This is a genomic window from Promicromonospora sp. NPDC059942, assembly GCF_042731755.1.
Lineage (GTDB): Bacteria > Actinomycetota > Actinomycetes > Actinomycetales > Cellulomonadaceae > Promicromonospora.
Genome location: NZ_JBHWLR010000010.1, coordinates 91,532 through 117,689, shown reverse-complemented (window position 1 = coordinate 117,689; position 26,158 = coordinate 91,532). Strand labels below are relative to the sequence as shown.

General features: G+C 71.9%; 26 protein-coding genes. 4 read left to right on the top strand and 22 right to left on the bottom strand.

Annotation, left to right across the window (positions count from 1 at the left end; genetic code table 11):
• Positions 1-190: 190 nt before the first annotated feature.
• The 4 genes from ACFV9Q_RS17600 to ACFV9Q_RS17585 form a co-directional block, all read right to left on the bottom strand.
• Positions 191-3,097, bottom strand: a complete 2,907-nt coding sequence (locus ACFV9Q_RS17600; protein WP_377235437.1) for a choice-of-anchor G family protein — start codon at positions 3,095-3,097, stop codon at positions 191-193.
• Between the two features lie 372 nt (positions 3,098-3,469).
• Positions 3,470-5,908 carry a LuxR C-terminal-related transcriptional regulator gene (locus tag ACFV9Q_RS17595; RefSeq protein ID WP_377235436.1) on the bottom strand — a complete coding sequence of 813 codons (2,439 nt, stop codon included), beginning with the start codon at positions 5,906-5,908 and terminating at the stop codon, positions 3,470-3,472.
• 281 nt (positions 5,909-6,189) lie between these two features.
• On the bottom strand, positions 6,190-6,654 hold the full coding sequence (locus ACFV9Q_RS17590) for a hemerythrin domain-containing protein (protein ID WP_377235435.1): 465 nt from the start codon (positions 6,652-6,654) through the stop codon (positions 6,190-6,192).
• A 53-nt stretch (positions 6,655-6,707) separates the two neighbouring features.
• The gene (locus ACFV9Q_RS17585; RefSeq protein WP_377235434.1) at positions 6,708-8,432 is read right to left on the bottom strand and encodes a bifunctional ADP-dependent NAD(P)H-hydrate dehydratase/NAD(P)H-hydrate epimerase; all 1,725 of its coding nucleotides are present in this window, start codon (positions 8,430-8,432) and stop codon (positions 6,708-6,710) included.
• A 99-nt stretch (positions 8,433-8,531) separates the two neighbouring features.
• Between ACFV9Q_RS17585 and ACFV9Q_RS17580 the strand changes: the two genes are divergently transcribed.
• Entirely contained in the window at positions 8,532-9,581 is a 1,050-nt protein-coding gene (locus ACFV9Q_RS17580) for a TIGR03560 family F420-dependent LLM class oxidoreductase (RefSeq protein ID WP_377235433.1), read from the top strand.
• 73 nt (positions 9,582-9,654) lie between these two features.
• Here the strand turns inward: ACFV9Q_RS17580 and ACFV9Q_RS17575 are convergent, their stop codons facing one another.
• From ACFV9Q_RS17575 to glmS, 4 genes are all read right to left on the bottom strand, one after another.
• Positions 9,655-10,005: a holo-ACP synthase gene (locus ACFV9Q_RS17575; protein WP_285101023.1), complete on the bottom strand. Its 351-nt coding sequence runs from the start codon at positions 10,003-10,005 to the stop codon at positions 9,655-9,657.
• 273 nt (positions 10,006-10,278) lie between these two features.
• Positions 10,279-11,139, bottom strand: a complete 861-nt coding sequence (locus ACFV9Q_RS17570; protein WP_377235432.1) for an alpha/beta fold hydrolase — start codon at positions 11,137-11,139, stop codon at positions 10,279-10,281.
• Between the two features lie 52 nt (positions 11,140-11,191).
• On the bottom strand, positions 11,192-11,548 hold the full coding sequence (locus ACFV9Q_RS17565) for a pyrophosphatase (protein WP_377231672.1): 357 nt from the start codon (positions 11,546-11,548) through the stop codon (positions 11,192-11,194).
• Positions 11,549-11,581: 33 nt separating this feature from the next.
• A complete protein-coding gene (glmS, locus tag ACFV9Q_RS17560) occupies positions 11,582-13,483 on the bottom strand; it encodes a glutamine--fructose-6-phosphate transaminase (isomerizing) (protein WP_377231671.1) in 1,902 nt (633 codons plus the stop codon).
• 121 nt (positions 13,484-13,604) lie between these two features.
• Between glmS and coaA the strand changes: the two genes are divergently transcribed.
• Positions 13,605-14,600 (top strand): type I pantothenate kinase, encoded by a 996-nt coding sequence (gene coaA / locus ACFV9Q_RS17555; RefSeq protein ID WP_377231670.1) that lies wholly within the window; start codon positions 13,605-13,607, stop codon positions 14,598-14,600.
• On the opposite strand, the gene ACFV9Q_RS17550 is transcribed toward coaA, so the two are convergent.
• From ACFV9Q_RS17550 to rplM, 4 genes are all read right to left on the bottom strand, one after another.
• Positions 14,601-15,350, bottom strand: a complete 750-nt coding sequence (locus tag ACFV9Q_RS17550) for a DedA family protein (protein WP_377235431.1) — start codon at positions 15,348-15,350, stop codon at positions 14,601-14,603.
• Positions 15,351-15,572: 222 nt separating this feature from the next.
• Positions 15,573-16,937, bottom strand: coding sequence for a phosphoglucosamine mutase (glmM, locus tag ACFV9Q_RS17545; protein ID WP_377235430.1), 1,365 nt, complete (start codon positions 16,935-16,937; stop codon positions 15,573-15,575).
• A gap of 123 nt (positions 16,938-17,060) precedes the next feature.
• Positions 17,061-17,546, bottom strand: coding sequence for a 30S ribosomal protein S9 (rpsI, locus tag ACFV9Q_RS17540; RefSeq protein WP_182620582.1), 486 nt, complete (start codon positions 17,544-17,546; stop codon positions 17,061-17,063).
• 42 nt (positions 17,547-17,588) lie between these two features.
• Positions 17,589-18,038 carry a 50S ribosomal protein L13 gene (gene rplM / locus ACFV9Q_RS17535; RefSeq protein WP_377231667.1) on the bottom strand — a complete coding sequence of 150 codons (450 nt, stop codon included), beginning with the start codon at positions 18,036-18,038 and terminating at the stop codon, positions 17,589-17,591.
• Between the two features lie 283 nt (positions 18,039-18,321).
• Between rplM and ACFV9Q_RS17530 the strand changes: the two genes are divergently transcribed.
• Positions 18,322-18,747, top strand: a complete 426-nt coding sequence (locus tag ACFV9Q_RS17530; RefSeq protein ID WP_377231666.1) for a DUF5709 domain-containing protein — start codon at positions 18,322-18,324, stop codon at positions 18,745-18,747.
• 101 nt (positions 18,748-18,848) lie between these two features.
• On the opposite strand, the gene ACFV9Q_RS17525 is transcribed toward ACFV9Q_RS17530, so the two are convergent.
• Positions 18,849-19,757, bottom strand: coding sequence for a tRNA pseudouridine synthase A (locus tag ACFV9Q_RS17525; RefSeq protein ID WP_377235429.1), 909 nt, complete (start codon positions 19,755-19,757; stop codon positions 18,849-18,851).
• A gap of 39 nt (positions 19,758-19,796) precedes the next feature.
• On the opposite strand from ACFV9Q_RS17525, the gene ACFV9Q_RS17520 reads away from it, so the two are divergent.
• Positions 19,797-20,555, top strand: coding sequence for an ROK family protein (locus tag ACFV9Q_RS17520; RefSeq protein ID WP_285101004.1), 759 nt, complete (start codon positions 19,797-19,799; stop codon positions 20,553-20,555).
• 74 nt (positions 20,556-20,629) lie between these two features.
• On the opposite strand, the gene rplQ is transcribed toward ACFV9Q_RS17520, so the two are convergent.
• The 9 genes from rplQ to ACFV9Q_RS17475 form a co-directional block, all read right to left on the bottom strand.
• A complete protein-coding gene (rplQ, locus tag ACFV9Q_RS17515) occupies positions 20,630-21,166 on the bottom strand; it encodes a 50S ribosomal protein L17 (protein ID WP_377235428.1) in 537 nt (178 codons plus the stop codon).
• 58 nt (positions 21,167-21,224) lie between these two features.
• Entirely contained in the window at positions 21,225-22,241 is a 1,017-nt protein-coding gene (locus ACFV9Q_RS17510; RefSeq protein WP_285101000.1) for a DNA-directed RNA polymerase subunit alpha, read from the bottom strand.
• Positions 22,242-22,423: 182 nt separating this feature from the next.
• Entirely contained in the window at positions 22,424-22,828 is a 405-nt protein-coding gene (rpsK, locus tag ACFV9Q_RS17505; RefSeq protein ID WP_020016139.1) for a 30S ribosomal protein S11, read from the bottom strand.
• Between the two features lie 75 nt (positions 22,829-22,903).
• Positions 22,904-23,278 carry a 30S ribosomal protein S13 gene (gene rpsM, locus ACFV9Q_RS17500; protein ID WP_182620576.1) on the bottom strand — a complete coding sequence of 125 codons (375 nt, stop codon included), beginning with the start codon at positions 23,276-23,278 and terminating at the stop codon, positions 22,904-22,906.
• Between the two features lie 183 nt (positions 23,279-23,461).
• Positions 23,462-23,575: a 50S ribosomal protein L36 gene (gene rpmJ, locus ACFV9Q_RS17495; protein ID WP_003956441.1), complete on the bottom strand. Its 114-nt coding sequence runs from the start codon at positions 23,573-23,575 to the stop codon at positions 23,462-23,464.
• A 127-nt stretch (positions 23,576-23,702) separates the two neighbouring features.
• Positions 23,703-23,924, bottom strand: coding sequence for a translation initiation factor IF-1 (infA, locus tag ACFV9Q_RS17490; RefSeq protein ID WP_020016137.1), 222 nt, complete (start codon positions 23,922-23,924; stop codon positions 23,703-23,705).
• A gap of 295 nt (positions 23,925-24,219) precedes the next feature.
• Complete coding sequence (locus tag ACFV9Q_RS17485; protein ID WP_377235427.1) at positions 24,220-24,633, bottom strand: hypothetical protein; 414 nt, start codon at positions 24,631-24,633, stop codon at positions 24,220-24,222.
• Between the two features lie 60 nt (positions 24,634-24,693).
• On the bottom strand, positions 24,694-25,581 hold the full coding sequence (map, locus tag ACFV9Q_RS17480; RefSeq protein WP_377235426.1) for a type I methionyl aminopeptidase: 888 nt from the start codon (positions 25,579-25,581) through the stop codon (positions 24,694-24,696).
• A 3-nt stretch (positions 25,582-25,584) separates the two neighbouring features.
• The gene (locus ACFV9Q_RS17475; RefSeq protein ID WP_377230656.1) at positions 25,585-26,142 is read right to left on the bottom strand and encodes an adenylate kinase; all 558 of its coding nucleotides are present in this window, start codon (positions 26,140-26,142) and stop codon (positions 25,585-25,587) included.
• Positions 26,143-26,158: the final 16 nt, after the last annotated feature.

Below are 26,158 nucleotides of genomic sequence, written 5' to 3'. Positions count from 1 at the left end.
TCGCCGCGACGGTCGCTGGCATCAACCGGCACGTGGAGAACACTTCGCGAACGCTTCCCCTCATTTTGGTTCCCGCCCCCCTGCGGCCCCTAACAGGACCGCCCCGGTGCAACGATTTCCCCCCGGGCCGGCCTTACCGCTCCAGACGCCTGACTGCTGCGTCCGTCCTGCTACGTCGGCGACTCAGCCGTCAGACGGCCTTCGAGTCGTCGGACATGCGGCCCATCGCGGTGGCGAAGGCCTGGCTGATCTCGCGGCGACGCTTGATCATGACCGCACCCGCACCGAGCAGCAGCACGGTGGCGCCGATCAGGATGCCCACGTTCGCACCGGTGGCGGCGAGGCCGCCGTCACCGTTGTCGTCGCCGCCGCCGACGGCGGTGGAGACGACCTCGAAGGTGGCCATGGCCGAGTCGCCCTCGACCGTGCTGACGGCGATGCCCTGGTGCTCACCGACGTCGAGCTTCTCGTCGACCGTGAAGGTCCACTGGACGTTGCCGTCCGCGTCGGCCGCCTGAGCCTGCAGGGCGAACGACGTCGAGTTGATGATGCCGACGACCTGCTCGCCGGGCTCGAAGCCCGACGCGTAGAAGGTCTGCTCGTCACCCTGCTGGACCGTCGGGTGCTCGAAGCGCGCCGTCAGGTCGCGCCCGTCGCCGCCACCGGTGTTCTCGGTGACCACGATCGGCGTCTGCGCGCCCTCGCTGCCGTCCTCCGGCTGCGCGTCCACGATGATGACGCCCGGCTCGGTGCCCTCGGGAACGGTGATCGGGGTCTCGAAACCGCAGTCCTCGTCCACCAGCACGGTGACCGGGTCACCGATCTTGTTGCCCTCGGTGTCGAAGAGCTGCACGACCACGTTCACGCCGGCCGGGAAGCCGGTGCCCGTGACCTGCACCTCGTCGCCCGCCTTGACGACGGTCGGGTCGGCCGTGATGGCCGGGTCGGTGCACTCCTCACCCTGGTTGTCCGGGTTCAGGATCTCGAGCGGTGCCTCGGCACCCTCGCTGCCGTCCTCCGGCTCTGCCTCGACCACGTGGTCGCCGGGCTCGGCGTCCTCGGGGACGGTCAGGTCCGTGATGAAGCCGCAGGCGTCGTCCGGGGTGACCGTGACGGCGTCGCCCACCGGGTTGCCCTCGGCGTCGCGCAGCTGCACGGAGACCGGGACGCCGGCCGGGAAGCCCTGGCCGATGACCGAGACGGTGTCGCCCGGGTAGGCGGCGTTCGGCACGACGGTCAGCGTCGGGTCCATGGCGCAGACGTCGGCGCCCGAGATCACGGCGAGCGGGGCCTCGGCGGCCTGGCCGGTCGTGTCGTCGGTGCCGACGACCGTGTAGTCGCCGAGCTCCGCGTCCGCGGGGACCGGCACCGGGGTGGTGAAGGTGCCCTCGGAGTCGGTCTCGACCTCGATGGCGTCGCCCACGGGGTTGCCCTCGGGGTCGGTCAGCTGAACCGTGGCGGTCGAGTCAGGCGTGTAGCCCTCACCCGTCGCGACGGTCGACTGACCCGGAGCGACAGAACCGGGGACCACGGTCAGGGTCGGGTCGATCTCGCCCGTGCCACCGTCGCCACCGATGCGGACGGCGGCGTTGCCCAGGTTGATGCGAGCGACCTCGTCGGCCGGCAGCAGCGCGATGCTCAGCGCCGACAGCTCGAAGGAGGTCTCGGCGGCAGCGGCCTTGGTGGACGTCTGCGTGACGCCCTCGGAGCTGACCTGGCGGTTGATCGTGATCGAGAGGACCTGCGACAGCACGTCGAAGACCGGCGAGAGCAGCTCGCGGATCGGCGTCGTGATCGAGTCCGTCTTGAGGTCGTTGATCAGCAGGTTGAAGATGTTGTCACCCTCGTCGCTGATCAGCAGGTCGTACACCGGGGCCAGGATCGGCGCGAGGGCCGGGCCGAGCGTGTTGATGGTGCTGACCAGGAGCTCGGCGACCGGAGCCATCGTGCCCGTGCTGTTGTTCACGGCCTCGGGGAAGTTGCCGTTCACGGCGTCCGCCAGCGGCAGCGACCACGAGACGTCGAGGTTACCCAGCGGGCTCGAGTCGGTGAAGGCGATGTTGATCGTCACCGAGTTCAGCGAGTCCTCGATCGCGCCGATGAGGATGTTGGTGACTTCCTCCATCAGCTCGTGCACGGTCTCCGCGATGAGCGGGTAGGTCGTGTCGTCGATGAGCTCGGTGTTCGGGTCGAGCGCGTTGATGCCACCCTCGTTCGGGCCGTCCACGAGCTTGTCGAGGTGGACCTCGAGCTGGCCGGTCGACAGGTCGATCGTGATGAGCTGGTTCGCCGAGGTGATCGGCTCACCCACGACGGACTGGAACAGGTTCTCCTGCATGTTGCTGTCGACGGTGATCGACGGCGTCGGGACGCCCGGGATCGCGTCGAACAGGCCGGTGAGCGCGCTCTCGTCCAGGTTCTCGTTGACGAGGTCCTCGACGGTCGTGTCGATGGTGCCGCCGATGTCGTAGATCGACGAGGCAGCGTCCTCGATGACCGGCGAGTGCAGCGTCAGGTCCAGGTCGGCCACGCGGTACTGGCCGAGGCCACCCACGCCGTCCTGGTCCAGGATCACGCCGTCCTCGGCCTTGACCTCGGCCGCACCGGCGCCCGCCTCCAGCAGGAGCTGGTCGACGATCTGGTCCGTGAGGCCGTCGACGCCCAGCAGGCGCGCGACGGACAGCACGTCCACGGTCGCCTTGCCGAAGTCCTCGGTCTCGCCGTCCAGGGTCACGCCGCCGTCTGCGCCGGCCAGGCCGGAGACCGCGTACGCGTCGAGCGGGGACGACGCCTCGCTCTTGCTGGCCAGCGCACCGAGCTGACCGAAGTCCAGGATCTCGTCGAGGGGGACCTCGACGTCACCGATGGTGATGAGCTCCGAGCCGAGCAGCTCGACGTTCAGGTTGCCCTCGTTCGGGCCGGCGTTGGAGACCGAGCCGGCCTCCGAGTAGGCGGCTGCGAGCAGCGCCTTCTGGAAGAGCGTCGAGTCGAGGACGCTCGCGGCGGCCTCCGACGGCTCGTCCGGGTAGTTGTCCACAGCCGCGACAGCCGGCAGACCCGTGGTGGTCACCACGAGGGCCGACGCCGCGACCGTCACCAGAGATCGGCGCAGTACGAGGCCACCCCTTCGACGGCGTGACGGTACTTGCGTTGGGTTCAACGGAATTCACTCCTCCACGTTCGCGCTTAAGAAAAGCGTCCGGATCGGTATGTGATCACGTCCGGATCTCGGGGCGGTGGCATGAGGCACACCGGCTCCCGGCCATCAGGGAACAGTGGTTCTCAGCCGCCTGCCAGGCAGGGCCGTAATCGTGCGCTGACGCAATCCAGCGCAACGGGAAGTGCGTTCGATACGTTTCGAGGCGCGCCCGAGGCAGCCACGCACACAATGTCGGGGATACGAGAAAGAGGTCCGGAATGCCGGGTGAAAAGTGAGCGCAGGAGCGGGTGAAAAACCTGCGCTCGACCGCTACCCGCCGACGAGCCAGGCGGGCGGTCGTGTCTCGGCGAGACGGACCAGATCCCTGCGGTCCCGGATGCCGAGCGTCGTGTACGCCTGGCGCAGCCGGTTCACGACGGTCCGCTCGGACACGAACGTCGCCTGGGCGATCTGCGAGTTGGTCGCGCCGTGCACGGCGAGCCGCACCATCTCCCGCTCGTGCCGGCCGAGGACCTCCCACTCGGGGCCGGCCCCGCCGCCGGCGTCGGTCTCGGCGAGGAACGCGTCGATACCGCGCAGCCAGCCGGTCATCCCGGCCAGCCGGACGAGCGTCCGGGCCTCGTCGAGCAGCGCCGTGCCCGTGGTGCGGGCGCCGCGCGTCACGGCGTACCGGCCGTAGGCCACCAGCATGCGGACCCGCTGCCAGGGCGACATCGGCACCGGTGCGGCGTGCAGCGCGGCCTCGAAGGCGGCCGACGGCGTGCCGTCGTCGGCCAGCAGCGCCCGCAGCCTGGACCAGGCCGCCGCGACGTCGACCGCCGACCGCTCCTCGGGCGACACCACCGGCTGGAGCAGCCGCTCGACGCGCGGGCCGACCCGGCCGGGCGGCGTGGAGGCCATGACGGCCTCGACGAGGTCGCAGCGCACCTGCACGCGGCCCCGGTAGGGCCAGGCGCAGTGCTCCAGCGCGATGGTCAGCAGGGCCACGGCGCCCTCGGCCTGCCCCACGACGAGGTGGGCGGCGCCGAGGTCGGCGGCGTACTCGCCCAGCGCCCGCGCCGACCAGGAGCCCGCCTGCGCCGGCATGGTGCTCGCCGGCGCGGTGCCGTCGACGACGGCGTCCGCCGCGGCGCGCAGCCCGCGCGCGGGCAGCCACTCGTCCACCGACGGCCGCAGCTCCGCGGCGTGCGCGAGGTGCGTCCGGACGTCGACGGCGCGGCCGTCGAAGGCGGCGACCCGGGCCGCCGCGAGGTCGCGCGCGACGATCTCCGCGACCGTGCTCTCCCCCGCCGTGCCTGAGTGGTCGGCCAGCAGGCTGCGCGCGCCCACGACGTCGCCCAGCATCAGCAGGGCGTGCACCTGGATCTCGACGCCCACCCAGTCCTGGCCCGGCGTCGGCCCGAGCAGCCGGAGATCGGCGCGGAGGGTCCCGGGGTCGGGCAGCTCGCCCGTGCCCTCCAGGCGGAGCAGCGCCGCCGCCACGCGGGCGCCGGCGGCGCGCGCTTCTGCCGGGACGCCGGCCGGGTCGCGCCACCAGAGGTGGTCGGTCCACTCCGGCGCCACGCCGTCGGGCACCAGGGCGCCCTCGCGGTGGTCCAGCCACGTGCGCCCAGTCAGCAGGGACACGCCGACGGCGCGCGCCGCCAGCCGGGGCTCGGGCGTGGCCGCCACGACCGCCCAGGCGCGGGCCGGCAGCTCGTCGAGGTGCAGGCCGTCGAGGATGCGCTCGGCCGCGTGCGCGCCGGTCACGTGGGCGCCGGTCGCGTGCACGCCGGTCACCTGCGCGCCGGTCACGTGCGCGCCGGTCACCTGCGCGCCGGTCACGTCGCGCTCCGTGGCCGGGACCTCGCGGCCGTCGACGTGGCCGTCCGTCCCGCGCGCCTCGCGGCAGAGCAGCGCCAGCAGCGGGTGCCGCACGGCCGACCGGCCGTCCCGGCGGGCCAGCGCCGCGCCGCCCAGCGGCGGGTTGCCCAGCGGCGCGGTGGCGAGCGCGGTCATGGTCGCCGGGTCCAGGCCCGCCAGCATGGCGCGGTAGACGCGCCGGGCGGCGGATCCCGCGGTCTCGGGTCCGGTCCAGGAGGCGTCCCCGCGCAGCTCGGCGGCGCTCAGGGAACCGGCGAGCTCCAGCGCGAGCCGGGGGTTGCCGGCGCTCCACCAGCGCAGCTGCTCGACGACGTCGGCGGCCACGGGGACGCTCAGCTCCATGTCGAGCACGCGCCGCAGGGACCCCCGGTCGAGCGGCCCCAGCTCGAGCACCTCGACGTCGTCCGACAGCGGTTCGGCGGAGATGCTCCGGACGGCGGCGATGACCCGCCAGTCCTGCCCGTACGCCTCGTCGGCCAGGTGCTGCAGCCAGCGTGCGCGCTCGGCGGTGAGCACGCCCACGTCGTCGACGAAGAGGACGCGCGGGCCGGTGCCGCCGTCCCCGCCGCCGTCGGCCGCCCAGGCCGACACCGCGCGCAGGAAGCCCGCCGCGTCGAAGTCGGAGCCGTGCTCCGGGTGGTCCGGCACGGACCAGGCCGACAGGTCGATGCGCCGGCTGTTCTCCAGGTCGTGCGCCGACGGCCGGGGCGAGCACGGCCGGACCACCCGCACCGCCGACGCCCCCGCGCCGACCAGCTTGAGCGCGCGGATCACCGTCGCCGTCTTGCCGATGCCGCTCAGCCCGCGCACGACGAGGACCGTCGGGTCCAGGTCCGTCGCGAAATGCCCGATGACCCGCAGCTCTCTGTCCCGCCCGTGGACCACGTGGTCCCTCCCCCTGCTACCCGCCTGGCTCCCTCGTGCCCCCGACGACGCCGTGGACATGGCCATGGAAGGCCCGTAACTAGATGGCACGCACACCCCAATTTCGTGACTTACATGAATATTGATCGGAGCGCGTCAGGGAGTCTATGACAAGAGATAAATCGTGCAGGGTGTGCCTGTGATACGGGAAATTACGGTTCTACCTGGCACATCTCGGACAGGCGAGATAAAGGCCTGCGGGTCCGGAAATAAATCCGGAATGCCCAATTCTGGAGAGGGGGTCAGGCCAGCGGACCGAGCAATTCCTGCCGGTCGCTCGCCGGGCGGTCCGCGCCGTCGAGCACGGCGACGATCTTCTTCTCCTCGAACCGGAAGTGCGTCTCCATGACGGCCTCGATGCCGTCGAGGTGCCGCAGCAGCTCGTCCCGGTCCGCCCCCGACAGCGCCGCGCGCTGCAGCTCGCTCAGGAGGTGGTCCAGCATGGAGTGGTCCCGCTTGAGGTCGGCGACGACGGGCGCGAGGTCCGGCTCGGCCGCCAGCACGACGTCGAACAGCGTGGCGTCCTCCGCGCGGTGGTGCCCGGTCAGCGCGGCGCAGAAGCCCACGCAGTAGAGCTGCAGGTCCCGCGCCGCCGTCGGCCCGGAACCACCGTCCTCGACGGCGGACCGCGCGAGGCCCAGGGCGTCGCGCAGCCGCCGGTGGATCTCGCGGAGCTCCTGCCCCCAGGCCACGACGCGTTGACTCATCGCCGGACAGCCTAGCCCGGGCAGGCCGGAGCCGGCCCGGCCCGGGCCTGCGGTCAGGCGCGCAGCAGCTCGGCGATCACCGCGGGCACCGCCCGGGCGATCTCCAGCGCGGCGACCGGCCCGCCCGCCGAGGCGCGGGCCGCCGCCCGGCCGTGCACCAGGACGGCGGCCGCCGCGAGGCGCGCCGCGAGCGTCTCGTCCGCGACGACGTCGGCCGAGCGCCCGGCCAGCAGCGTGCCCAGGATGCCCGCGAGGACGTCGCCCGCCCCCGCCGTCGCCGTCCACGCCGGGGCGTCCGCCTGCGCGTACGCGCCCCCGGGCCCGGCCACCACGGTGATCGCGCCCTTGAGCAGCACGGTCGCGCCGGTCGCCTGGTGCGCCGTGCGGGCCCAGTGCAGCGGGCGCGCCTCGACCGCGGCTCGGTCGACGTCGTGCCCCAGCCCCTGCAGCAGCTCCGCCAGCTCGCCGGCGTGCGGCGTCAGCACCGCCCAGGCGGGCAGCCGGTGCTCCAGCATCGTGAGCGCGCCCGCGTCGATCACGGCGGGCATCTTGCCGCCGGTCACGTCCTCGGACAGCACGCCGGTCACGGCCGCGAGCGCCCCGAAGACGCGGCGTGCCTGGCCGTCGTCGTCCGGGCCGTCCTCCGGGTCGAACGCCGGGAGGCCGGGGCCGAGGACCCAGGCCTGGACGCGCCCGCCCGCGACGACCACCTCGGGCCGGGCCAGCAGCACGCGGGTGCCCACGGCCTCGGGGCCCAGGTAGCGCACCATGCCGGCCCCTGCGCGCACCGCGCCGGACGTCGCCAGGACGGCCGCGCCCGGGTAGGTGCTCGTCCCGGCGATCACGCCGACCACGCCGCGGGTGTACTTGTGGTCGTGGGCCGTGGGAGCGGGCCAGAGGGCGGCGACGTCCGCGGCCTCCAGGCGCTGCACCCGGCCGGAGCCCGTGTCGGTGCCGGCCATCGCGTGGCGACCCAGGGTGACGCGCTGCGCCGCGCTGGCCCAGTGGTCGGTGCCGGAGGCGGTGAGGAAGCCGACGTCGACCAGCTCAACCGCGCCGGCGAGCTGTGCCGCCGGCGGCAGCAGGAGGCCGGGCTTGAGCGCGCCGAACGTGACCGTGCGGTCCGCGCGGAGCACGGGGCCGGGCACCACGCCGTCGTCCACGCCGATGCCGCTCGGGATGTCGACCGCGACCGTGTACGGCCACCGCTTCCCCGCGGCCTCGCGGGCCTCCGCGAGGGCCCGCACCAGGCCGCCAGCGGGCGGCCGCAGGGCGCCGCGCGCGCCGACGCCGACCAGGCCGTCGAGCACGACGTCGGCCGCGAGGGCGGAGCGGACGACGGACGGGACCCTGGCGTCGGCGAGGCGCACGACCTCGCCGCCCGCCGCCTCGAACGCCGCGAGGCCCTCCTCGTGGGCGCGGGCGGACGCGAGGACGGCGGTGACCGTCATCCCGCGCCGGACCAGGTGCGCGCCGGCGAACAGGGTGTCCCCGCCGTTGTTGCCGGGGCCGACCAGGAGCAGGGCCCTCGCGCCGCGGACGTCGCCGCGGCCGCCGGTCGTGCGTCCGGGGCGGACGCGGGCCTCGCCGGGGAGCCCGTCGGAGCCGAGGCTGCCGTGCAGCCGGGCGCCGCCGGGGCGGGGCGTCGTCCGGGCCGCGACCTCCCGGAGCACGGCCTGCGCGAGCGCGTACGCCGCCCTGGCCATGAGTGGCTCACCCGCCGCGATGAGCGGCTCCTCGGCCTTGCGTACCTCGTCGGAGCTCCATGCGTCTTTCACAGCCCTATATTGCCGCGTCCGCCAGGGCCCGAGGTACCGAAACCCGACAATTTCGACCACCCCTCCCCTGGGCGAACTTCGTCGGCATAGGGTCGGGCCATGCGATTCGGACTCTTCATCCCGCAGGGCTGGCGCTTCGACCTGGTCGACGTCGCGCCCGCCGACCAGTGGGCCACGATGCTCTCCCTCGTCCACCGCGCCGAGAACCAGGCCGCGGGCGAGGCCGTCCCCGGCGGCGAGTTCGCCTGGGAGTCGGCCTGGGTGTACGACCACTTCCACACGACACCCGTGCCCTCGACCGAGGCCACGCACGAGGCGTGGTCCCTGATGGCCGCGTTCGCGGCGGCGACCCAGCGCATCCGGCTGGGTCAGATGTGCACCTGCATGGCGTACCGCGAGCCGACGTACCTGGCCAAGGTGGCCTCGACGATCGACACGATCTCGGGCGGCCGCATCGAGATGGGCATCGGCGCCGGCTGGTACGAGCACGAGTGGCGCGCCTACGGCTACGGCTTCCCGACCGCGGGCGAGCGCCTGCGCGCGCTCGACGAGGGCGTGCAGATCATGGCGAGCATGTGGCGCACCGGGTCCTCGGGCACGTTCGAGGGCAAGCGGTACCAGGTCGACGGCGCGCTCTGCTACCCGCAGCCCCTGCAGCAGCTCCCGGTGGGCGACGGCGGCGCCGAGGTCCCGTCCATCCCCCTGTGGATCGCGGGTGGCGGCGAGAAGAAGACGCTGCGGATCGCCGCGCAGCACGCCCAGTACACGAACTTCGACGGCTCGCCCGAGGGCTTCACGCACAAGTCGAGCGTGCTCGAGGCGCACTGCAAGGACGTGGGCCGGGACTTCGGCGAGATCACGCGGTCCACGAACTACAACGTGGTGATCGGCGAGAACGACGCCGAGGTCGGCGAGCGGCTGGCCTGGATCGAGGCGCACCTGCGCAAGTCGGTGCCCGGCAAGGCCGACCGCGAGATCGAGAGCTGGCGCAACGGCCTCCTGGTCGGCACGCCGGAGCAGATCGTCGAGCGGCTGCAGGGCATGCGCTCGCGCGGGCTGGAGTACGCGATCACGTACTTCCAGGAGGCGGCGTACGACACCAGCGGCCTCGAGCTCTTCGAGAAGCAGGTCATCCCCGAGCTCCAGTAGCACCCGAGCTCCGGCACCCCGAGCTGTCAGACCCACAGGTCACCCCGGTGACCTGTGGGTCCGACACGTCGGATCAGCCTTCGGCGATCACCATGGCGGACGCGATGCCGGCGTCGTGGGAGATCGTGATGTGCCAGGTGCGCACGCCGAGCTCGGCGGCGCGGGCGGCCACGGTGCCGCTCGCGTCGATCCGCGGCGGGCCGCCGATCGTGCGGTGCACCGTGACGTCGTGCCACCGGAGGTTGCCGGGGGCGCCGAGCGACTTCGCGATGGCCTCCTTCGCCGCGAACCGCGCGGCGAGCGACGCCGCCGGCAGCTCGCGCTCGGCCTCGGTGAACAGCTTCTCCCGCAGCCGGGGCGTGCGGTCGAGGGTCTCCATGAACCGGTCCACGTCGACCACGTCGATGCCCGTGCCGATGATCATGGCCCCAGCCTAGGTCCCCGCCACCGGAAACCAGGCCGCTCCGCCCCAGGTCAGCGCAGGTCGGCGCGCTCTGCGCACATGACGGTGCCGGTGTTGCGAAAGGTGCCCGTTTTGCGGCACCATATCCCCGTAATGCTCAGGTAAAGGTGGCACCTGCTTCGTGGCAGGGTGCCACCTTTCGCGCGTAGGAGGTTGCCATGCCGGAGGACGACGACAAGCTCCCCTTCCCCGTGATCATGGTCGTGGTCTTCGGCATCGTGATCGCCGCGATCGTCACGCTGCTGGTGTACGTCGCCGTGTCGAGCTGACGCCGCTCGCCTCCTCGACGCGGTCCAGCCACTCCCCCACCAGGGCCTCGAACAAGCCGCGCTGCTCGATGTGCAGCGAGTGCCCCGCGCGGTCCAGCACGGCGAACGTGGCGCGCGGGTAGTGCTCCAGGAGGTCCCACGCGTCGCGGTAGCCCGTCATCGAGTCCTGGCGCCCGACGGCGATCAGGACGGGCTTCTCGAACGGCGCGGGTTCCACGGGGAACGTCCCGGCGTAGCTCGCCTCGATGCGCGCGACCGCCGCCGGGTCGGCCGCGGCCAGCCCGGGGTCGACCTCCTGGCGGGAGCGCGCCCAGGTCTCCTCCGTCTGCACCACGAGCACGTCCTCCGCGTCGAGCGCCTCCTCCCCGACCCGCTCGGCGAGCGCCCGGTCCCGGACCAGCACCTGGCGCTCGGGGAGCCGGCGCAGCTCGTGGCGCGGTTCGACCAGCGTGACGACGGCGGCCAGGCCGGCGACCCGGTCCGGGTCGGCCGCCGCCAGCCCGCGCGCCAGGTATCCGCCGTACGACTGCCCGACCACGGCATAGGGGCCCTCGGGCACCAGCGCCGCGACCGCGCCCCGCAGGATCCGGAAGACGTCGTCGCTGCTCGCCACGTCCGGGGCCGCCGTCCGGCCCATGCCAGGCAGGTCCACGTAGAGCCGGCGCCAGCCCTGGCGTCCCGCGAGGACGGGCTCGAACGCAGCGGTCATGAGCCGGTGGTCCACCGGGAACCCGTGCACCAGCACCGCCGTGCGCACCCCTTCGCCCGCCTGCGGCCCGTGCTCCACGTAGTGCACCCGGACCCCGTCGACCTCCACGTACGCCATGAGCGCTCCTCTCCTCCGGCCGCCACGGCGTGGCGCCCGTCAGAGGCAGACCCTAGACGGGGTCACCGACATCGCGGATGCCCGCGGTGTCCTCCGGCCGCACCAGGTGCCGCCAGCGGAACCACTTGCGCTCCAGCTCCTCGGGCAGGTCGACGTCGAACCGCCGGGCCACGAGCAGGAGCTGCGCGAGCGCGTCCGCGACCTCGCCCCGGAACGCGTCCCGGATCTCGTCCTCGGACAGGCCCCGGTCCCGCGAGCGCCCGGACAGCGTGAGGAACGCCTGGGTGAGCTCGCCGATCTCCTCCTGGAGCTTCAGCACGAGCCAGTCGTCCGTACGTTCCAGGCCGTGCACGCGCGCGTAGACCCGGCTGATGATCTCGACCTCGTCGGAGAGCTGCTTCAGTTCCACGCCGACGAGCGTGCCACAGCCGGGCCGGCGGGCTTACTCGACCGTGACCGACTTGGCGAGGTTGCGCGGCTGGTCCACGTCCAGACCCTTGGCGGTAGCCAGCGCCATCGCGAAGATCTGCAGCGGCACCACGGCCAGCAGCGGCTGGAGCAGCGTGGGCGCCTGCGGGATCCAGAAGATCTCGTCGGCGTACTTGCGCACCTCGTCGTCGCCGTCCTCCGCGATCACGAGGGTGCGGGCGCCGCGCGCCCGGATCTCCTGGATGTTGGAGACGACCTTGGAGTGCAGGGAGTCGCGGCCGCGCGGCGAGGGCACCACCACGAACACGGGCTGCCCCTCGTCGATCAGGGCGATCGGGCCGTGCTTGAGCTCGCCGGCGGCGAAGCCCTCCGCGTGGATGTAGGCCAGCTCCTTGAGCTTCAGCGCGCCCTCCAGGGCCACCGGGAACCCGACGTGCCGCCCCAGGAACAGCACCTTGTCCGACTTCTCCATGGACCGGGCCGTCGCGCGCACGTACTCGCCACGCTCGATGACGGTCTGGATCTTGCGCGGCATGGCCCGCAGCTCGTCGAGCAGCGTGGCGATCTCGTCGGGGAACTTGTTGCCGCGCAGCTGGGCGAGGTACAGGCCCAGCACGTAGGCGGCGGTGATCTGCGCGAGGAACGCCTTGGTGGACGCGACGGCGATCTCGGGGCCGGCGTGCGTGTAGAGCACCGCGTCCGACTCGCGCGGGATCGTGGAGCCGTGGGTGTTGACGATCGAGATCACCTTGGCGCCCTGCTCGCGCGCGTGCCGCACGGCCATCAGGGTGTCCATGGTCTCGCCGGACTGCGTCACGGCGACCACCAGCGTGCGCTCGTCGACGATCGGGTCGCGGTAGCGAAACTCGTGCGCGAGCTCGACCTCGACGGGGATGCGGCACCAGTGCTCGATCGCGTACTTCGCCACGTGACCGGAGTAGGCGGCGGTGCCGCACGCGATCACGATGATCTTGTTCACGGCGCGCAGGATCGACTCGTCGATGCGCAGGTCGTCCAGCACGAGCGCGCCCGCGGCGTCGGTGCGGCCGAGCAGCGTGTCGGCCACGGCCTGCGGCTGGTCGTGGATCTCCTTGTCCATGAAGGAGTCGAAGCCGCCCTTCTCGGCGGCCGCGGCGTCCCAGTCCACGGTGTAGCGCTTGGCCTCGGCGGGCTTGCCGTCGAAGTCGGTCACGTCCACCGACGTCGGCGTGATGGTCACCACCTGGTCCTGGCCCAGCTCCAGGGCCTCCTTGGTGTGCGCGATGAACGCGGCGACGTCGGAGCCCAGGAAGTTCTCGCCCTCGCCCAGCCCCACCACGAGCGGGGAGTCGTGCCGGGCGCCGACCACGGTCTCGGGCGCGTCGGCGTGCACGGCCAGCAGCGTGAACGTGCCCTCCAGCCGGCGCGCGACGGCGGTCATGGCGGCCGTCAGGTCGCCGGTCTCGCGGTACGCCTTGGCCACGAGGTGGGCGGCCACCTCGGTGTCGGTCTCGGACCGAAACACCACGCCGTCGGCCAGCAGCTCGGCCTTGAGCTGGGCAAAGTTCTCGACGATGCCGTTGTGGATGACGGCGAGGCGGTCGCCGTCGGCCAGGTGCGGGTGGGCGTTCGCGTCGGTGGGGCCGCCGTGCGTGGCCCAGCGGGTGTGCCCGATCGCCGCGGTGGCCTCCGGGAGCGGGTCGTGGTCCAGCACCTCGATCAGGTTGGCGAGCTTGCCCGACTTCTTGGCCCACGCCACGCCGTCCAGCCCGGGCGCGACGAGCGCCACCCCGGCCGAGTCGTAGCCGCGGTACTCGAGGCGCCGCAGCCCCTCGATGGCCACGTCAAGGGGCGTGCCCGAGGGCAGGGCCGCGCCCGAGGCGCCGCCGTCCGCGATAGTCGCGGCAGTTCCGGTGTAACCGACGATCCCACACATGCGGGCGAGTCTAACGAGCGTTCGGAGCGGCACCCATGACCGGGCTCACAGGGCTCCTTTCTCACCCGCAGGATCACCTGCTGCCTCGGACGATGTCGATCCTTGCCCCGGGTGGGGCACAATGCTGCAGGTGGTTTCACAGTTCCCGACGACGGACCTCGGGGAGCACCTGCTCGCCCTTGCCCCGTCCTCGCCCTACGTGGATCTCGACCGGGCGGCCTGGAGCCGCCTCTCGGCATCCACCCCGCTGCCGCTGACCGACGACGACGTCGAGCGCCTGCGCGGACTCGGTGACCCGATCGACCTCGCCGAGGTCGACGCGATCTACCGCCCTCTGTCGCGACTGCTCAACCTCTACGTGCAGGCCACCGGCGGCCTGCACGACGCGACCTCGACCTTTCTGCACGAGGATCCGCCCCGCACCCCGTACGTCATCGGCGTGGCCGGCTCGGTCGCCGTCGGCAAGTCGACGACGGCGCGCGTGCTGCGCGAGATGCTCGCGCGCTGGCCCGAGACCCCGCGCGTCGAGCTCATCACGACCGACGGGTTCCTCTACCCGAACGCGGAGCTCGAACGGCGGGGCCTGATGGAGCGCAAGGGCTTCCCGGAGTCGTACGACCGGCGCGCCCTGATCAGGTTCCTGTCCCGGATCAAGGCCGGCCAGTCCGAGGTGCGTGCCCCCGTGTACTCGCACGTCATCTACGACATCGTGCCCGAGCTGGAGGTGGTGGTCCGCAAGCCCGACGTGCTCATCGTCGAGGGGCTGAACGTGCTGCAGCCGGCCCGGCCGTCCGCCGTGGACGAGTCGACCGTCGCGGTGAGCGACTTCTTCGACTTCTCGATCTACGTGGACGCCCGCACCCGGAACATCCGGCAGTGGTACGTGGAACGCTTCCTGGAGCTGCGCCGGACCGCGTTCACCAAGCCGGACTCCTACTTCAAGCGGTACGCGTCGCTCTCCGACCAGGAGGCCACGGACAAGGCCCTGTCGATCTGGGAGTCGATCAACGCGCCGAACCTCGAGAAGAACATCCTGCCCACGCGCGGGCGCGCCACGCTGGTGCTCACCAAGGGCTCGGACCACGCGGTGCAGCGGGTCCGGCTGCGCAAGCTCTAGTCAGCGGTCCTTCGCGGACCGGCCGCCGTCGTCGGCCCGGTGGACGTACTCCTTGATCATCTCGGTGGCGCCCGCCGGGACGGCGACCTTCTCGCCGTCCGCGCCCTTCCCGCCGTCCTCGTCCTCGTCGAGGTGCCGGCGCGAGAACCAGCCCACCACCTTGTCCACGAGGAAACCCATCGCGACGCCCAGCACGACGCCGATGGCGATCGCCAGCAGCGGCTCGTGCCCGAGCCACTGGGCCGCGACGAGGCCGATCCCCGCGGAGTACAGCGCCCACATGACCGCCGCGATGGCGGCGATGAGCATGAACCGGCGCCGCGGGTAGCCGACGGCGCCCGCCGTCATGTTCACGGCCACGCGTCCGATCGGCACGTAGCGCGCCGCGAGGATGAAGGAGGCGCCGCGGCGGGTCAGCGCCCGCTCGGCCCAGTCCACGGCCCGGCGCCCGCGGGCCGAGCGCAGGAACGGCACCCGGTCGGTGCCGATCATCTTCCCGATCTGGTACGCGATCTGGTCCCCGAGCCACGCGCCGGCCGCCGCCGTGATCAGCACCAGCCACATCCAGGGCGTACCGGTGCTGTGGGCCGACACGGTCAGGGTGATGACGACCGACTCGCTGGGCAGCGGCGGGAAGAAGCCGTCGATGGTCGCGAAGGCGAACATGGCCGGGTAGATCCACGGCGAGGCGGCCATCGCGAGGATCCATGCCTCGGTGGCGCTCAGGACGGTGGAGATGAGTTCGAGCACGGGACCTCGGGAGTCTCGGCCGGGCACTACCCGGGTGCGGAGAAGGGCACCTCATAGTGCCTACGTCCAGACTACGCAAGGGGGGCCCCTGAATCGCATCAGGGGACCCCCTGGTAGAACCCCGCTTCCCAAGGTTTCACGGGCCGTTCACGCCCGCGCCCCGCGGAGGGTGAATCACGCGGGGGGCGCCTGGCGGCCCCGTCAGAGCGCGAGCCGCGCCCGCTAGAGGGCCAGCCGCTCCCGCACCACGGCGGCGAGATCCTCCGCGACCTTGTCCGCCTCGTCCTGGGCGGGAGCCTCGACCATGACGCGCACCAGCGGCTCCGTGCCGGACTGGCGCAGCAGCACGCGGCCGGTGTCGCCGAGCCGCGAGGTCGCGTCGGCCACGGCACTCTGCACGCCCTCGTCCGTGCCGGCCCGCGACTTGTCCACGCCGCGGACGTTCACGAGGGTCTGCGGCAGGCGCTCGATCTCCCCGGCGAGGTCGGCCAGCCGCTTGCCCGAAGCCTTGACCCTCGCCGCGAGGTGCAGCGCGGAGAGCACGCCGTCGCCGGTGGTGGCGTGGTCGGCCAGGATGATGTGGCCCGACTGCTCGCCGCCCAGGCCGTAACCCTGCGCGCGCATCTCCTCCAGCACGTACCGGTCGCCCACCGCGGTCTGCACCGTGGTGATGCCGCGCTCCCGCATCGCCAGGATGAGGCCGAGGTTGCTCATGACGGTCACCACGAGGGTGTCGCCCGGCAGGCGGCCCTCCTCCTTGAGGGCGGTCGCGAGGATGCCGAGGATCTGGTCGCCGTCCACGATCGCGCCGGTGTGGTCGACGGCGAGGCAGCGGTCCGCGTCGCCGTCGAACGCGACGCCGAAGTCCGCCTCGGACGCCACCACGACGGCCTGGAGCTGCTCCGGGTGGGTGGAGCCGCACTTCTCGTTGATGTTCCGGCCGTCGGGGCTGGCGTTCATCACCACGACGTCGGCGCCCGCGGCGCGCAGCGCCTCCGGGCCGACCTCGCTCGCCGCGCCGTTCGCGCAGTCCAGCGCGATGCGCAGCCCTTCGAGGGGGCGGTGGTCGGGCGTGGTGCCGACGCTGTCGGTCAGGTGCCGCACGTAGCGCTCGGCGGCCGCCTGGCCGTCCGTGCGGATGCGCCCGACGGCGGCGCCCGTCGGGCGCTCCCAGTCGTCGCCCAGGGTCGCCTGGATGGCGTCCTCGACGGCGTCGTCGAGCTTGAGCCCGCCGCGCGCGAAGAACTTGATGCCGTTGTCCGGCATCGGGTTGTGCGAGGCGGAGACCATGACGCCGAGGTCGGCCTCCAGCTCGGTCACCAGGTAGGCCAGCGCGGGGGTGGGCAGCACGTTGAGCATCACCACGTCCACGCCGGCGGACGCGAGGCCCGCGGCCACGGCACCGGCGAGGAACTCGCCCGACGCCCGGGTGTCACGTCCGACGACGGCCCGCGGACGCGGGCCCAGCAGCTCACCCTGCGCGGTCAGGACCCTGGCCGCCGCGGCGCCCAGCTCCAGCGCCAGCTCCGCGGTGATGTCCTTGTTGGCGAGGCCCCGAACTCCGTCGGTGCCGAACAGCCTGCCCATGCACATTCTCCTCAGCTCGTTCCGATCCCACCGTAGTGGGGCCCGGCCTGCGCCGGAAATGCAGGTGGCCCCGCTGAACAGTGTCGACACTGTTCGGCGGGGCCACCCGGCCAAGCGCTCTGATCAGCGCTTCGAGTACTGCGGAGCCTTGCGGGCCTTCTTGAGACCGGCCTTCTTGCGCTCGACCTTGCGGTCGTCACGCGTGAGGAAGCCGGCCTTCTTGAGCTCGGCGCGGTTCGACTCCTCGTCGATGGCGTTCAGCGCACGGGCGATGCCCAGGCGCAGCGCGCCGGCCTGACCCGACGTGCCGCCACCCGTGATACGGGCGATGACGTCGAAACGGCCCTCGACCTCGACCAGGTTCAGCGGCGAGTTGACCAGCTGCTGGTGCACCTTGTTCGGGAAATAGTCCTCGAGGGTGCGGCCGTTGATCTTCCAGGTGCCGGTGCCGGGGACGAGGCGCACGCGCGCCACGGCCTCCTTGCGGCGCCCGAGGGCCTGGCCCGGGGCGGTGATGGACGAACCGCGCGTTGCCGGCGCGGCAGTCTCGGTGGTGTAGTTGCTGGGCGCCTCGGCGCCCTGCTCGAATTCGACGGTGGTCTCGGCCACGGTGATGTCCTCGCGTCCTTCGCGTTACGATCGGCAGCGGCCTCAGGCCTGCTGCGAAACCTGGGTGATCTCGAACGGCTTGGCCTGCTGCGCCGTGTGCGGGTGCTCAGAGCCTGCGTAGACCTTCAGGTGGGTCATCTGCGTCCGACCGAGCGAGGTCTTGGGGATCATGCCGCGCACGGCCTTCTCGATGGCGCGCTCCGGCTTGGTGTCCAGGAGCTCGCCGTACGGGGTGGCCGTGAGACCGCCCGGGTAACCCGAGTGGCGGTAAGCCAGCTTGGTCTCGCGCTTGTTGCCGCTCAGCGCGACCTTGTCGGCGTTGATGATGATGACGAAGTCACCACCGTCGACGTGCGGAGCGAAGGTCGGCTTGTGCTTCCCGCGCAGCAGTCTGGCGACCTGGCTTGCCAGGCGGCCCAGGACGACGTCGGTCGCGTCGATGACGTACCAGTCGCGCTGGACGTCGCCGGGCTTGGGGGTGTACGTACGCACGGTTCGTAACCTTTTCGTTTGCGGTGTCGTCGGGCGAGAAGCGGCGCCCGAAGAGTCAGGTCGTTGTGCGCGGGGGTCAGAATGACGTCCGGGCCGTTCGTCCGCACTCGAGTGGGCTCGGTGCTGACGCAGGACGTCGTGACAAAGCACAACGACTCATTAGAGTACCCGGCAGTTTCCCCGGGGGTCAAAGCGTGGGCGGCCTCCGAGGCGGTTCCACGGGCATGAGGTTCGCCACGTCCGCACTATGGCGTCCGCGCCGATCTGGTGTCACGGTAGGACCATGACCGAGGAAACACCCGCCACCATGCCAGGACCGGACGGCATCGCCGAGGGCGACACCGACCAGCTCCCGACCGAGGACACCCTGTACAGCCGGGGTCCGAAGGACTTCCTCGACGAGGGGTACTCCCCGCCGGACCGCCCGCGCTCGAACCACTGGGGCGAGACCTCGTGGGAGGAGCGCCAGGGCGAGTCGATGGACCAGCGGCTCAGCGAGGAGGAGCCGGACGTCTGGCAGGACGACCCGCTGGACCGGGCCGACACGTCGCGCGCGGGCCGGCTCGTCTCCGACCCCGACGCGGACCCCGGCAGCTACGCGGCCGAGGACGGCAACCGCCAGAACGACCTGTACGGCACCGACGCGGGCATCGACGGCGCGGGAGCGAGCGCCGAGGAGGCCGCTGTCCACTGGGTCGAGGAGCCGTGACCGGAGCGCAGCGCAGGGTGAGGGCCGCAGCGCAGCAAGGCACTCGCCCGTAGCGGAGCGCAGGTCACGGCGACCAACAAGCAGAGGCCGTGACCTGCGCTCTACGTCGCCGGCACCGGCTCGTCCCAGACGTCCTCGTCCATCCGCCGGGCCCGGACGGCCTCGGCGCGGGCCGCGAGCTCGGCGTCCGGCGGGAACGTGATCTCCTCCAGGCACAGCCCCTCCGGCGGCACGACGAAGACGCCCGCGTCCCGGCGCCGGCTCGCCAGGAGGACGCCCGGCCAGCTCGGGTCACGCCGGCCCTCGCCGACCGCGATCGACGCGCCGACGAGCGCCCGCACCATGTTGTGGCAGAACGCGTCGGCGACGACGTGCCCCACCACGAGCCCCGCGTCCGGCCCGTCGGCGGGCCGTTCCCAGGCGATGCTCTGCAGCTCCCGGATGGTCGTGGCCCCGGGCCGGGGCTTGCAGTACGCGGCGAAGTCGCGCACCCCGGTCAGCGGGCGCACGGCGGCGTCCATGGCCCCGACGTCGAGCGGCTTGCGGTTCCACAGGACGTGCCGCCGGCGCAGGGGGTCGCGCAGCGCGACGTCGTCGGCGATCCGGTAGGTGTAGCGGCGGCGCAGCGCGGAGAAGCGCGCGTCGAAGCCCACGGGCGCGGGCGCGGCCCGACGCACCACGAGGTCCCCGGGGAGCACACCGCCCAGCCGGGTCACCAGCGCGTCGCCCGGCGCACGGTCGGAGCGGCCCGGCAGCGCGGCCCAGCCGTCTGCGTCGACGTCCACGTGCGCCACCTGGCCCCGGGCGTGCACGCCCGAGTCCGTGCGCCCGGCGACGGTGAGCCGCGGCGCCGGCAGGCCGCGCTGCACGCTCCGCAGTACCTGCACGAGCCCGTCCTCCAGCGTGCCCTCGACGGTGCGCAGGGCCGGCTGACGGGCCCAGCCCGCGAAGTCGGTGCCCTCGTAGGCGAGGTCGAGCCGGACCCGGATGAAGTCGTTCACGACAGCCATCTTCCCCGATCTCCCCGCCAGGGTTCGTACAGTGACGTCATGGCAGACACCCTCACGCTGGCGGTCGACTGTGGCGGCGGCGGGATCAAGGCGGCCGTCCTCGACACGTCCGGGACCGCGCACGCGACACCCGTCCGGGTGCCGACGCCCTACCCGCTCCCGCCCGAGCTGCTCGTCGACACGATCGCAAAGATCGCCACGGACCTCCCCGCCGCCGCGCGGGTCACGGTCGGCATGCCGGGCATGATCCGCAGCGGCGTGGTGGTGCACACGCCGCACTACATCACCCGGTCGGGGCCGCGTTCCCGGGTGGTGCCCGCGCTCCTGGACGCGTGGAGCAGCTTCGACATGCAGGCGGCGGTCGCGGCGCGCCTGGGGCTGCCCGCGCTCGTCCTGAACGACGCCGAGGTGCACGGCGCGGGCGTGGTCGCGGCGTCGGGCCTGGAGCTGGTGATCACGCTCGGCACGGGCCTCGGGACGGCCATGTTCCACGGCGGGCGCATCGCGCCGCACCTGGAGTGGTCGCACGCTCCCGTGCGCCGCAGCCTCACGTACGACCAGTACATCGGGGAGCCCGAACGACGCCGGCTCGGGGACGGGCTGTGGTCCCGGCGCGTGGTCACCGTCGTGGACGGGCTGCGGCCCGTCTTCCACTGGGACCGGCTCTACATCGGCGGCGGCAACGCGCGCTGCATCACGCCGTCGGCGCTGGCCCGCCTGGGCGACGACGTCGTCATCGTGCCCAACTCGGCCGCGCTCGTCGGCGGCGCGCGGGCCTGGGACCTCCCGCCGTCCTGACCTGTCGGACGACGACGCCGGCCGCACCCTCCGTACGGAAGGTGCGGCCGGCGTCGTGCGGGAAAGAAAGGGGCTCAGGCCTCCTTCTTGTCCTCCGTGGTCTCCTCGGCGGGAGCGTCCTCGGCGGGGGCGTCCTTGACGTCCTCGGCGGGGGTCTCCTCGACCGGAGCGTCCTCGACGGGCGCGTCCTCGACCGGGGCAGCCTTCTCGGCGGCCTTGGTGGCCTCCTTGACGACGGCCTGCTTGGGGCTCACGGGCTCGGTGATGAGCTCGATGACCGCCATCGGCGCGTTGTCGCCCTTACGGGTGCCGATCTTGGTGATACGCGTGTAGCCACCGTTGCGCTCGGCCATGGCCGGGGCGATCTCGGTGAACAGCGTGTGGACCACGCCCTTGTCGCGAACGACCGTGAGCACGCGGCGACGGGCGGACAGGTCGCCCTTCTTCGCGAACGTGATCAGACGCTCGGCCAGCGGACGCAGGCGCTTGGCCTTGGTCTCGGTGGTCGTGATGCGGCCGTGCTCGAAGAGCGAGGTCGACAGGTTCGCGAGGATCAGGCGCTCGTGAGCCGGGCTACCGCCGAGCCGCGCGCCCTTGGTGGGGGTAGGCATTGTTGCTTGTCTCCTTGAATGTGGTTCCGCGCACCCGGCCTAGGCCGGGTGCGGGACGTCAGTACGACTGCTCGTCGCTGCTGTAGGCCGCGGAGTCGCCACCCTCGAAGTACGAGGCGCCGGCCGGATCGAAGTCCAGCGGCGAGTCCTTGAGGCTGAGGCCGAGCTCGGCCAGCTTCTCCTTGACCTCGGTGATCGACTTGGCACCGAAGTTGCGGATGTCGAGCAGGTCCGCCTCGCTGCGGGCCACGAGCTCGCCCACCTGGTGGATGCCCTCGCGCTTGAGGCAGTTGTACGAACGGATGGTGAGGTTGAGCTCCTCGATCGGCAGCGCCAGGTCCGCGGCCAGCGCGGTGTCCGTCGGCGACGGGCCGATCTCGATGCCCTCGGCCTCGACGTTCAGCTCACGTGCCAGGCCGAACAGCTCGACCAGGGTCTTGCCAGCCGAAGCGAGCGCGTCGCGAGGCGTGATCGCCTGCTTGGTCTCGACGTCGACGATGAGCTTGTCGAAGTCGGTGCGCTGCTCGACTCGGGTGGCCTCGACCTTGTACGTGACCTTGAGGACCGGCGAGTAGATCGAGTCGACCGGGATGCGCCCGATCTCCGCGTCGAACTGCTTGTTCTGCGCGGCGGACACGTACCCACGGCCCCGCTCGACGGTCAGCTCGATCTCGAGCTTGCCCTTGTCGTTGAGGGTGGCGATGTGCAGGTCGGGGTTGTGCACCTCGACCCCCGCCGGCGGAACGATGTCCGCGGCGGTCACGGTGCCGGCGCCCTGCTTGCGCAGGTACATCACGACGGGCTCGTCGTTCTCCGAGGAGACGACGAGGTTCTTGATGTTGAGGATGATCTCGGTGACGTCCTCCTTCACGCCCGACACGGTGCTGAACTCGTGCAGCACGTTGTCGATACGGATGGACGTGACGGCTGCGCCCGGGATGGACGACAGCAGCGTGCGACGCATCGAGTTGCCGAGCGTGTAGCCGAAGCCAGGCTCGAGCGGCTCGATGGAGAAGCGGGAACGGCTCTCCGAGATGACCTCTTCGGTCAGCGTGGGGCGCTGTGCGATGAGCACTGTGGGTGTCCTTTCAGTGTGCGTCCGCTATATGACGCATCACGGCCTTGCGATCTCTCGCAGCCCGGGCGGATCTCTGTCACCGACCAGGCGGGGTGCTCACCGCGAACGGTGAGCGGATGTCGCGGTCCGGTCGCGGCCGGGGCCTGAGGCCCGCAGCCGCGACCGGCTACGACAAGTCGTCAGACGCGACGACGCTTCGGGGGGCGGCAGCCGTTGTGCGCCTGGGGCGTCACGTCCTGGATCGAGCCGACCTCGAGGCCGGTCGCCTGGAGCGAGCGGATGGCGGTCTCGCGACCGGAACCCGGGCCCTTCACGAAGACGTCGACCTTCTTGACGCCGTGCTCCTGCGCGCGGCGAGCGGCCGACTCGGCGGCCATCTGCGCGGCGTACGGGGTGGACTTGCGGGAGCCCTTGAAGCCGACGTGGCCGGCAGAGGCCCACGACACCACGGCACCGGACGGGTCGGTGATCGAGATGATCGTGTTGTTGAAGGTGGACTTGATGTGCGCCTGGCCGAGCGGGACGTTCTTCTTGTCCTTGCGGCGCGGCTTGCGGCCGGCGGCGGCGCGAGTCTTGGGAGGCATCTGTTCTGTAATCTCCTGGTCTGATCGGACCGGGGCGGTCTCAGCTCGGTGAGCCGACCGCTCCACGGACTGCTATCAGCGGGCCTTCTTCTTGCCCGCGACGGTGCGCTTGGGACCCTTGCGGGTGCGCGCGTTGGTCTTGGTGCGCTGACCACGCACCGGCAGGCCGCGACGGTGGCGCAGGCCCTGGTAGGTGCCGATCTCGACCTTGCGGCGGATGTCGGCCGCGACCTCACGGCGGAGGTCACCCTCGAGCTTGAAGCTGCCCTCGAGGTAGTCGCGGAGCGCAACGAGCTCGGCGTCGCCGAGGTCCTTCACGCGGACGTCCGGGCTGATACCCGTGGCGGCCAGGGTCTCCTTCGCGCGGGTACGACCCACACCGAAGATGTACGTGAGCGCAACCTCAAGCCGCTTGTCGCGGGGGAGGTCGACGCCGATAAGACGTGCCATGTGCCTTCCGGCTCCTGTACTGCTCGTCGGAGGTCTGCCGCACCGCCATCCCGCGACTCTTCGCGGGCCCCGGCCTCCGGACCGAGGGTTCCCCTGCCCTGCGCGGTTGCCCGCGGGGCTGGTTCGAGGTGGTGCGCTGGTGGTGGCCTCAGCCACCGGCCCGGGCTGGTGCCCGGAGGGTGATCAGCCCTGGCGCTGCTTGTGGCGCAGGTTGTCGCAGATCACCATGACGCGACCGTGCCGGCGAATCACCTTGCACTTGTCACAGATCTTCTTGACGCTCGGCTTGACCTTCATCGGGTTTTCCTCCGCCACGAACGTCCGGTCTCCCGGTGCGCGCGCAGCAGTGTCGTGGGTGGTCGATCGTACGGCGACGTCGCCTTCGGCCAGGCCGCGGGTGACGTAGCCCCGGATCGGGGACTGACTACTTGTAGCGGTAGACGATCCGGCCGCGGGACAGGTCGTACGGGCTGAGCTCCACCACCACGCGGTCCTCGGGGAGGATCCGGATGTAGTGCTGACGCATCTTTCCCGAGATGTGCGCGAGAACCTTGTGACCGTTCGACAGCTCGACGCGGAACATCGCGTTCGGCAGAGCCTCGATCACACTGCCCTCGATCTCGATGACACCGTCCTTCTTTGCCATATCCTCCGCTAACTCTCGTCGTGACTGCTTCCACGCCCACGGCACCGCAGGGAACCCTGCGAGACCGACAGTCGGGTGTGGATGTCGCGTGTGTCCGCGTACCGCCTACCTCGTGTGCCTCGGCCTGCGCCCCGCTTCCGCGGGGACCGGCAGGCGCCGTCGGCACCCTTTCAAGATCTGGAGGCGTTGAACGGACTACACCCAGCGATCTATCTTACGTCAGTTCGTAAACCATTCAAAGCGAAGACCGCCGACGGCGCACGTCCGGCGCGTGAGCCTCGCCACGCGGGGCCCCTCAGAGGTCGTACTCGACCCCGGGCAGACCGATCATCGTGTGCGGCAGGCTGCCCACGAAGAAGAACAGCATCGGCAGCCACCCGAGCACGATGCCAAGACCCAGCGCGACCAGCACGGACTGCCCGCGCGCGGCCCAGAGCCACACGCCGGCCAGCCACACCACGATGCCGAGCAGCAGGACGGACTCCCACACCAGGAGCGAGGTGCCGAACCCGAGCACGATGCCGACCCACAGGAAGGGGCTCACCGCCAGGCGCCGGCCCCATGCGGCGAGCCAGCGTCCGAACCGCCCCAGGCCGCGGCCGACGGCCGGCAGGACCCGCGCGTACCACGGTCCGCGCGTCCGGTTCGGCCCGGCGTGCGCGGGCGCCGCGTAGGTGGCGTCGGACAGGGTGTGCGCTTCATCGGTCACGGGCCGATCGTAGCCAACTGACCCCGACTTAAATAGTCCCCGGGTGAAAGTCCTCGGGGCTCAGGCGAGCGAGACCGGACGCACCCCGAAGTCGACGAGGCGCTCCGCTCCCCCGTCGACCGCAGTCAGGACGACGATGCCGTCCTCCATGATGGCCGTCGAGTGCTCCCAGTGCGCCGCGCGCGAGCCGTCGGTCGTGACCACCGTCCAGTCGTCCGCGAGCACCCTGGTCTCGCCCCCGCCACGGCTGATCATCGGCTCGATGGCGAGGCACATCCCGGACCGGAGCCGCGGGCCGGAACCCGACGTCCGGTAGTTGTGCACGTCCGGGGGCTGGTGCATGGCGCTGCCGATGCCGTGCCCCACGTACTCCTCGACGATGCCGTACTCGGTGCCGGTGAGCTCACCGGCCAGCTCGACGGCGGTCTCGACCGCCTCGCCCACGGCGTTCAGCCGCCTGGCCGAGGCCAGGGACGCGATGCCCGCCCACATGGCGGTCTCGGTGGCCCGGACGAGCGCGACGTCGGCAAGGTCCGCCCCGGCGGCGACCAGGTCGGCGTCGGGCAGCCGGTGGTCCAGGGCGCCCTCGGCGCCCAGGACGAAGGAGACCGCCGAGTCGCCGTGCCAGCCGTCGACGATCGCGCCGCCGTCGACGGAGACGAGGTCACCCACGGCCAGCACCCGGCTGCCCGGGATGCCGTGGATGACCTCGTCGTTGACCGAGGTGCAGATGACCGCCGGGAAGCCCTGGTAGCCCAGGAACGACGGCGTGGCGCCCGCCGCCTCGATCGTGCGTGAGGCGACGGCGTCCAGGTCGGCGGTGGTCAGGCCCGGCCGGGCGGCAGCCCGGACCGCGGCGAGCGTCTCGGCGACCACCAGACCGGCGCGCCGCATCAGGCGCACCTGGTCCGGCGTCTTGTACTCGATCCGCTCCCGGCCGAAGACCACCGCTCAGCCCAGCTGGGTCGCGAGCGAGGCGACGATGCGGTCGGTGACCTCGGCGATCTCGCCGAGCCCGTCGACCTGCACCAGCAGGTTGCGCTCCCCGTAGGCCGCCGTGAGCGGGGCGGTCTGCTCCGCGTAGATGTCGAGGCGGCGCGCGATGGCCTCCTCGGTGTCGTCGTCCCGGCCCTCTTCCTGGGCCCGTCGCGCGATGCGGCTCAGGAGCTCCGCACGGTCCGCCGTCAGCTCGATGACGCCGTCCAGCTCCCAGCCGAGGTCGGCGAGGATCTGGTCGAGCTCCGTCACCTGGGCGGCGTTGCGGGGGTACCCGTCGAGGATGAAGCCGTCCTTGACGTCCGGCTGGCCGAGGCGGTCGCGGACCATCTCGTTGGTGACCTCGTCCGGGACCAGGTCGCCCTTGTTCGTGTACTCCTGTGCGAGCTTGCCCAGCTCGGTCTCCCCCGCGATGTTCGTGCGGAAGATGTCACCCGTGGAGATCGGGACGATCCCGAAGACCTCGGCGAGGCGGGCGGCCTGCGTACCCTTGCCCGCGCCCTGCGGGCCCATGATGACCAGGCGCGTG

Bases quoted from the DNA above. Each gene is read 5' to 3' on its own strand.
- rplQ (WP_377235428.1), bottom strand. From the start codon at position 21,166: ATGCCTACCCCCACCAAGGGCGCGCGGCTCGGCGGTAGCCCGGCTCAC.
- rpmJ (WP_003956441.1), bottom strand. From the start codon at position 23,575: ATGAAGGTCAAGCCGAGCGTCAAGAAGATCTGTGACAAGTGCAAGGTG.
- infA (WP_020016137.1), bottom strand. From the start codon at position 23,924: ATGGCAAAGAAGGACGGTGTCATCGAGATCGAGGGCAGTGTGATCGAG.
- coaA (WP_377231670.1), top strand. From the start codon at position 13,605: ATGCTGCAGGTGGTTTCACAGTTCCCGACGACGGACCTCGGGGAGCAC.
- ACFV9Q_RS17530 (WP_377231666.1), top strand. From the start codon at position 18,322: ATGACCGAGGAAACACCCGCCACCATGCCAGGACCGGACGGCATCGCC.
- ACFV9Q_RS17520 (WP_285101004.1), top strand. From the start codon at position 19,797: ATGGCAGACACCCTCACGCTGGCGGTCGACTGTGGCGGCGGCGGGATC.
- ACFV9Q_RS17570 (WP_377235432.1), bottom strand. From the start codon at position 11,139: ATGGCGTACGTGGAGGTCGACGGGGTCCGGGTGCACTACGTGGAGCAC.
- glmM (WP_377235430.1), bottom strand. From the start codon at position 16,937: ATGGGCAGGCTGTTCGGCACCGACGGAGTTCGGGGCCTCGCCAACAAG.
- ACFV9Q_RS17590 (WP_377235435.1), bottom strand. From the start codon at position 6,654: ATGAGTCAACGCGTCGTGGCCTGGGGGCAGGAGCTCCGCGAGATCCAC.
- ACFV9Q_RS17475 (WP_377230656.1), bottom strand. From the start codon at position 26,142: ATGGGCCCGCAGGGCGCGGGCAAGGGTACGCAGGCCGCCCGCCTCGCC.
- ACFV9Q_RS17580 (WP_377235433.1), top strand. From the start codon at position 8,532: ATGCGATTCGGACTCTTCATCCCGCAGGGCTGGCGCTTCGACCTGGTC.
- ACFV9Q_RS17575 (WP_285101023.1), bottom strand. From the start codon at position 10,005: ATGATCATCGGCACGGGCATCGACGTGGTCGACGTGGACCGGTTCATG.
- rpsM (WP_182620576.1), bottom strand. From the start codon at position 23,278: ATGGCACGTCTTATCGGCGTCGACCTCCCCCGCGACAAGCGGCTTGAG.
- glmS (WP_377231671.1), bottom strand. From the start codon at position 13,483: ATGTGTGGGATCGTCGGTTACACCGGAACTGCCGCGACTATCGCGGAC.
- ACFV9Q_RS17525 (WP_377235429.1), bottom strand. From the start codon at position 19,757: ATGGCTGTCGTGAACGACTTCATCCGGGTCCGGCTCGACCTCGCCTAC.
- rpsK (WP_020016139.1), bottom strand. From the start codon at position 22,828: ATGCCTCCCAAGACTCGCGCCGCCGCCGGCCGCAAGCCGCGCCGCAAG.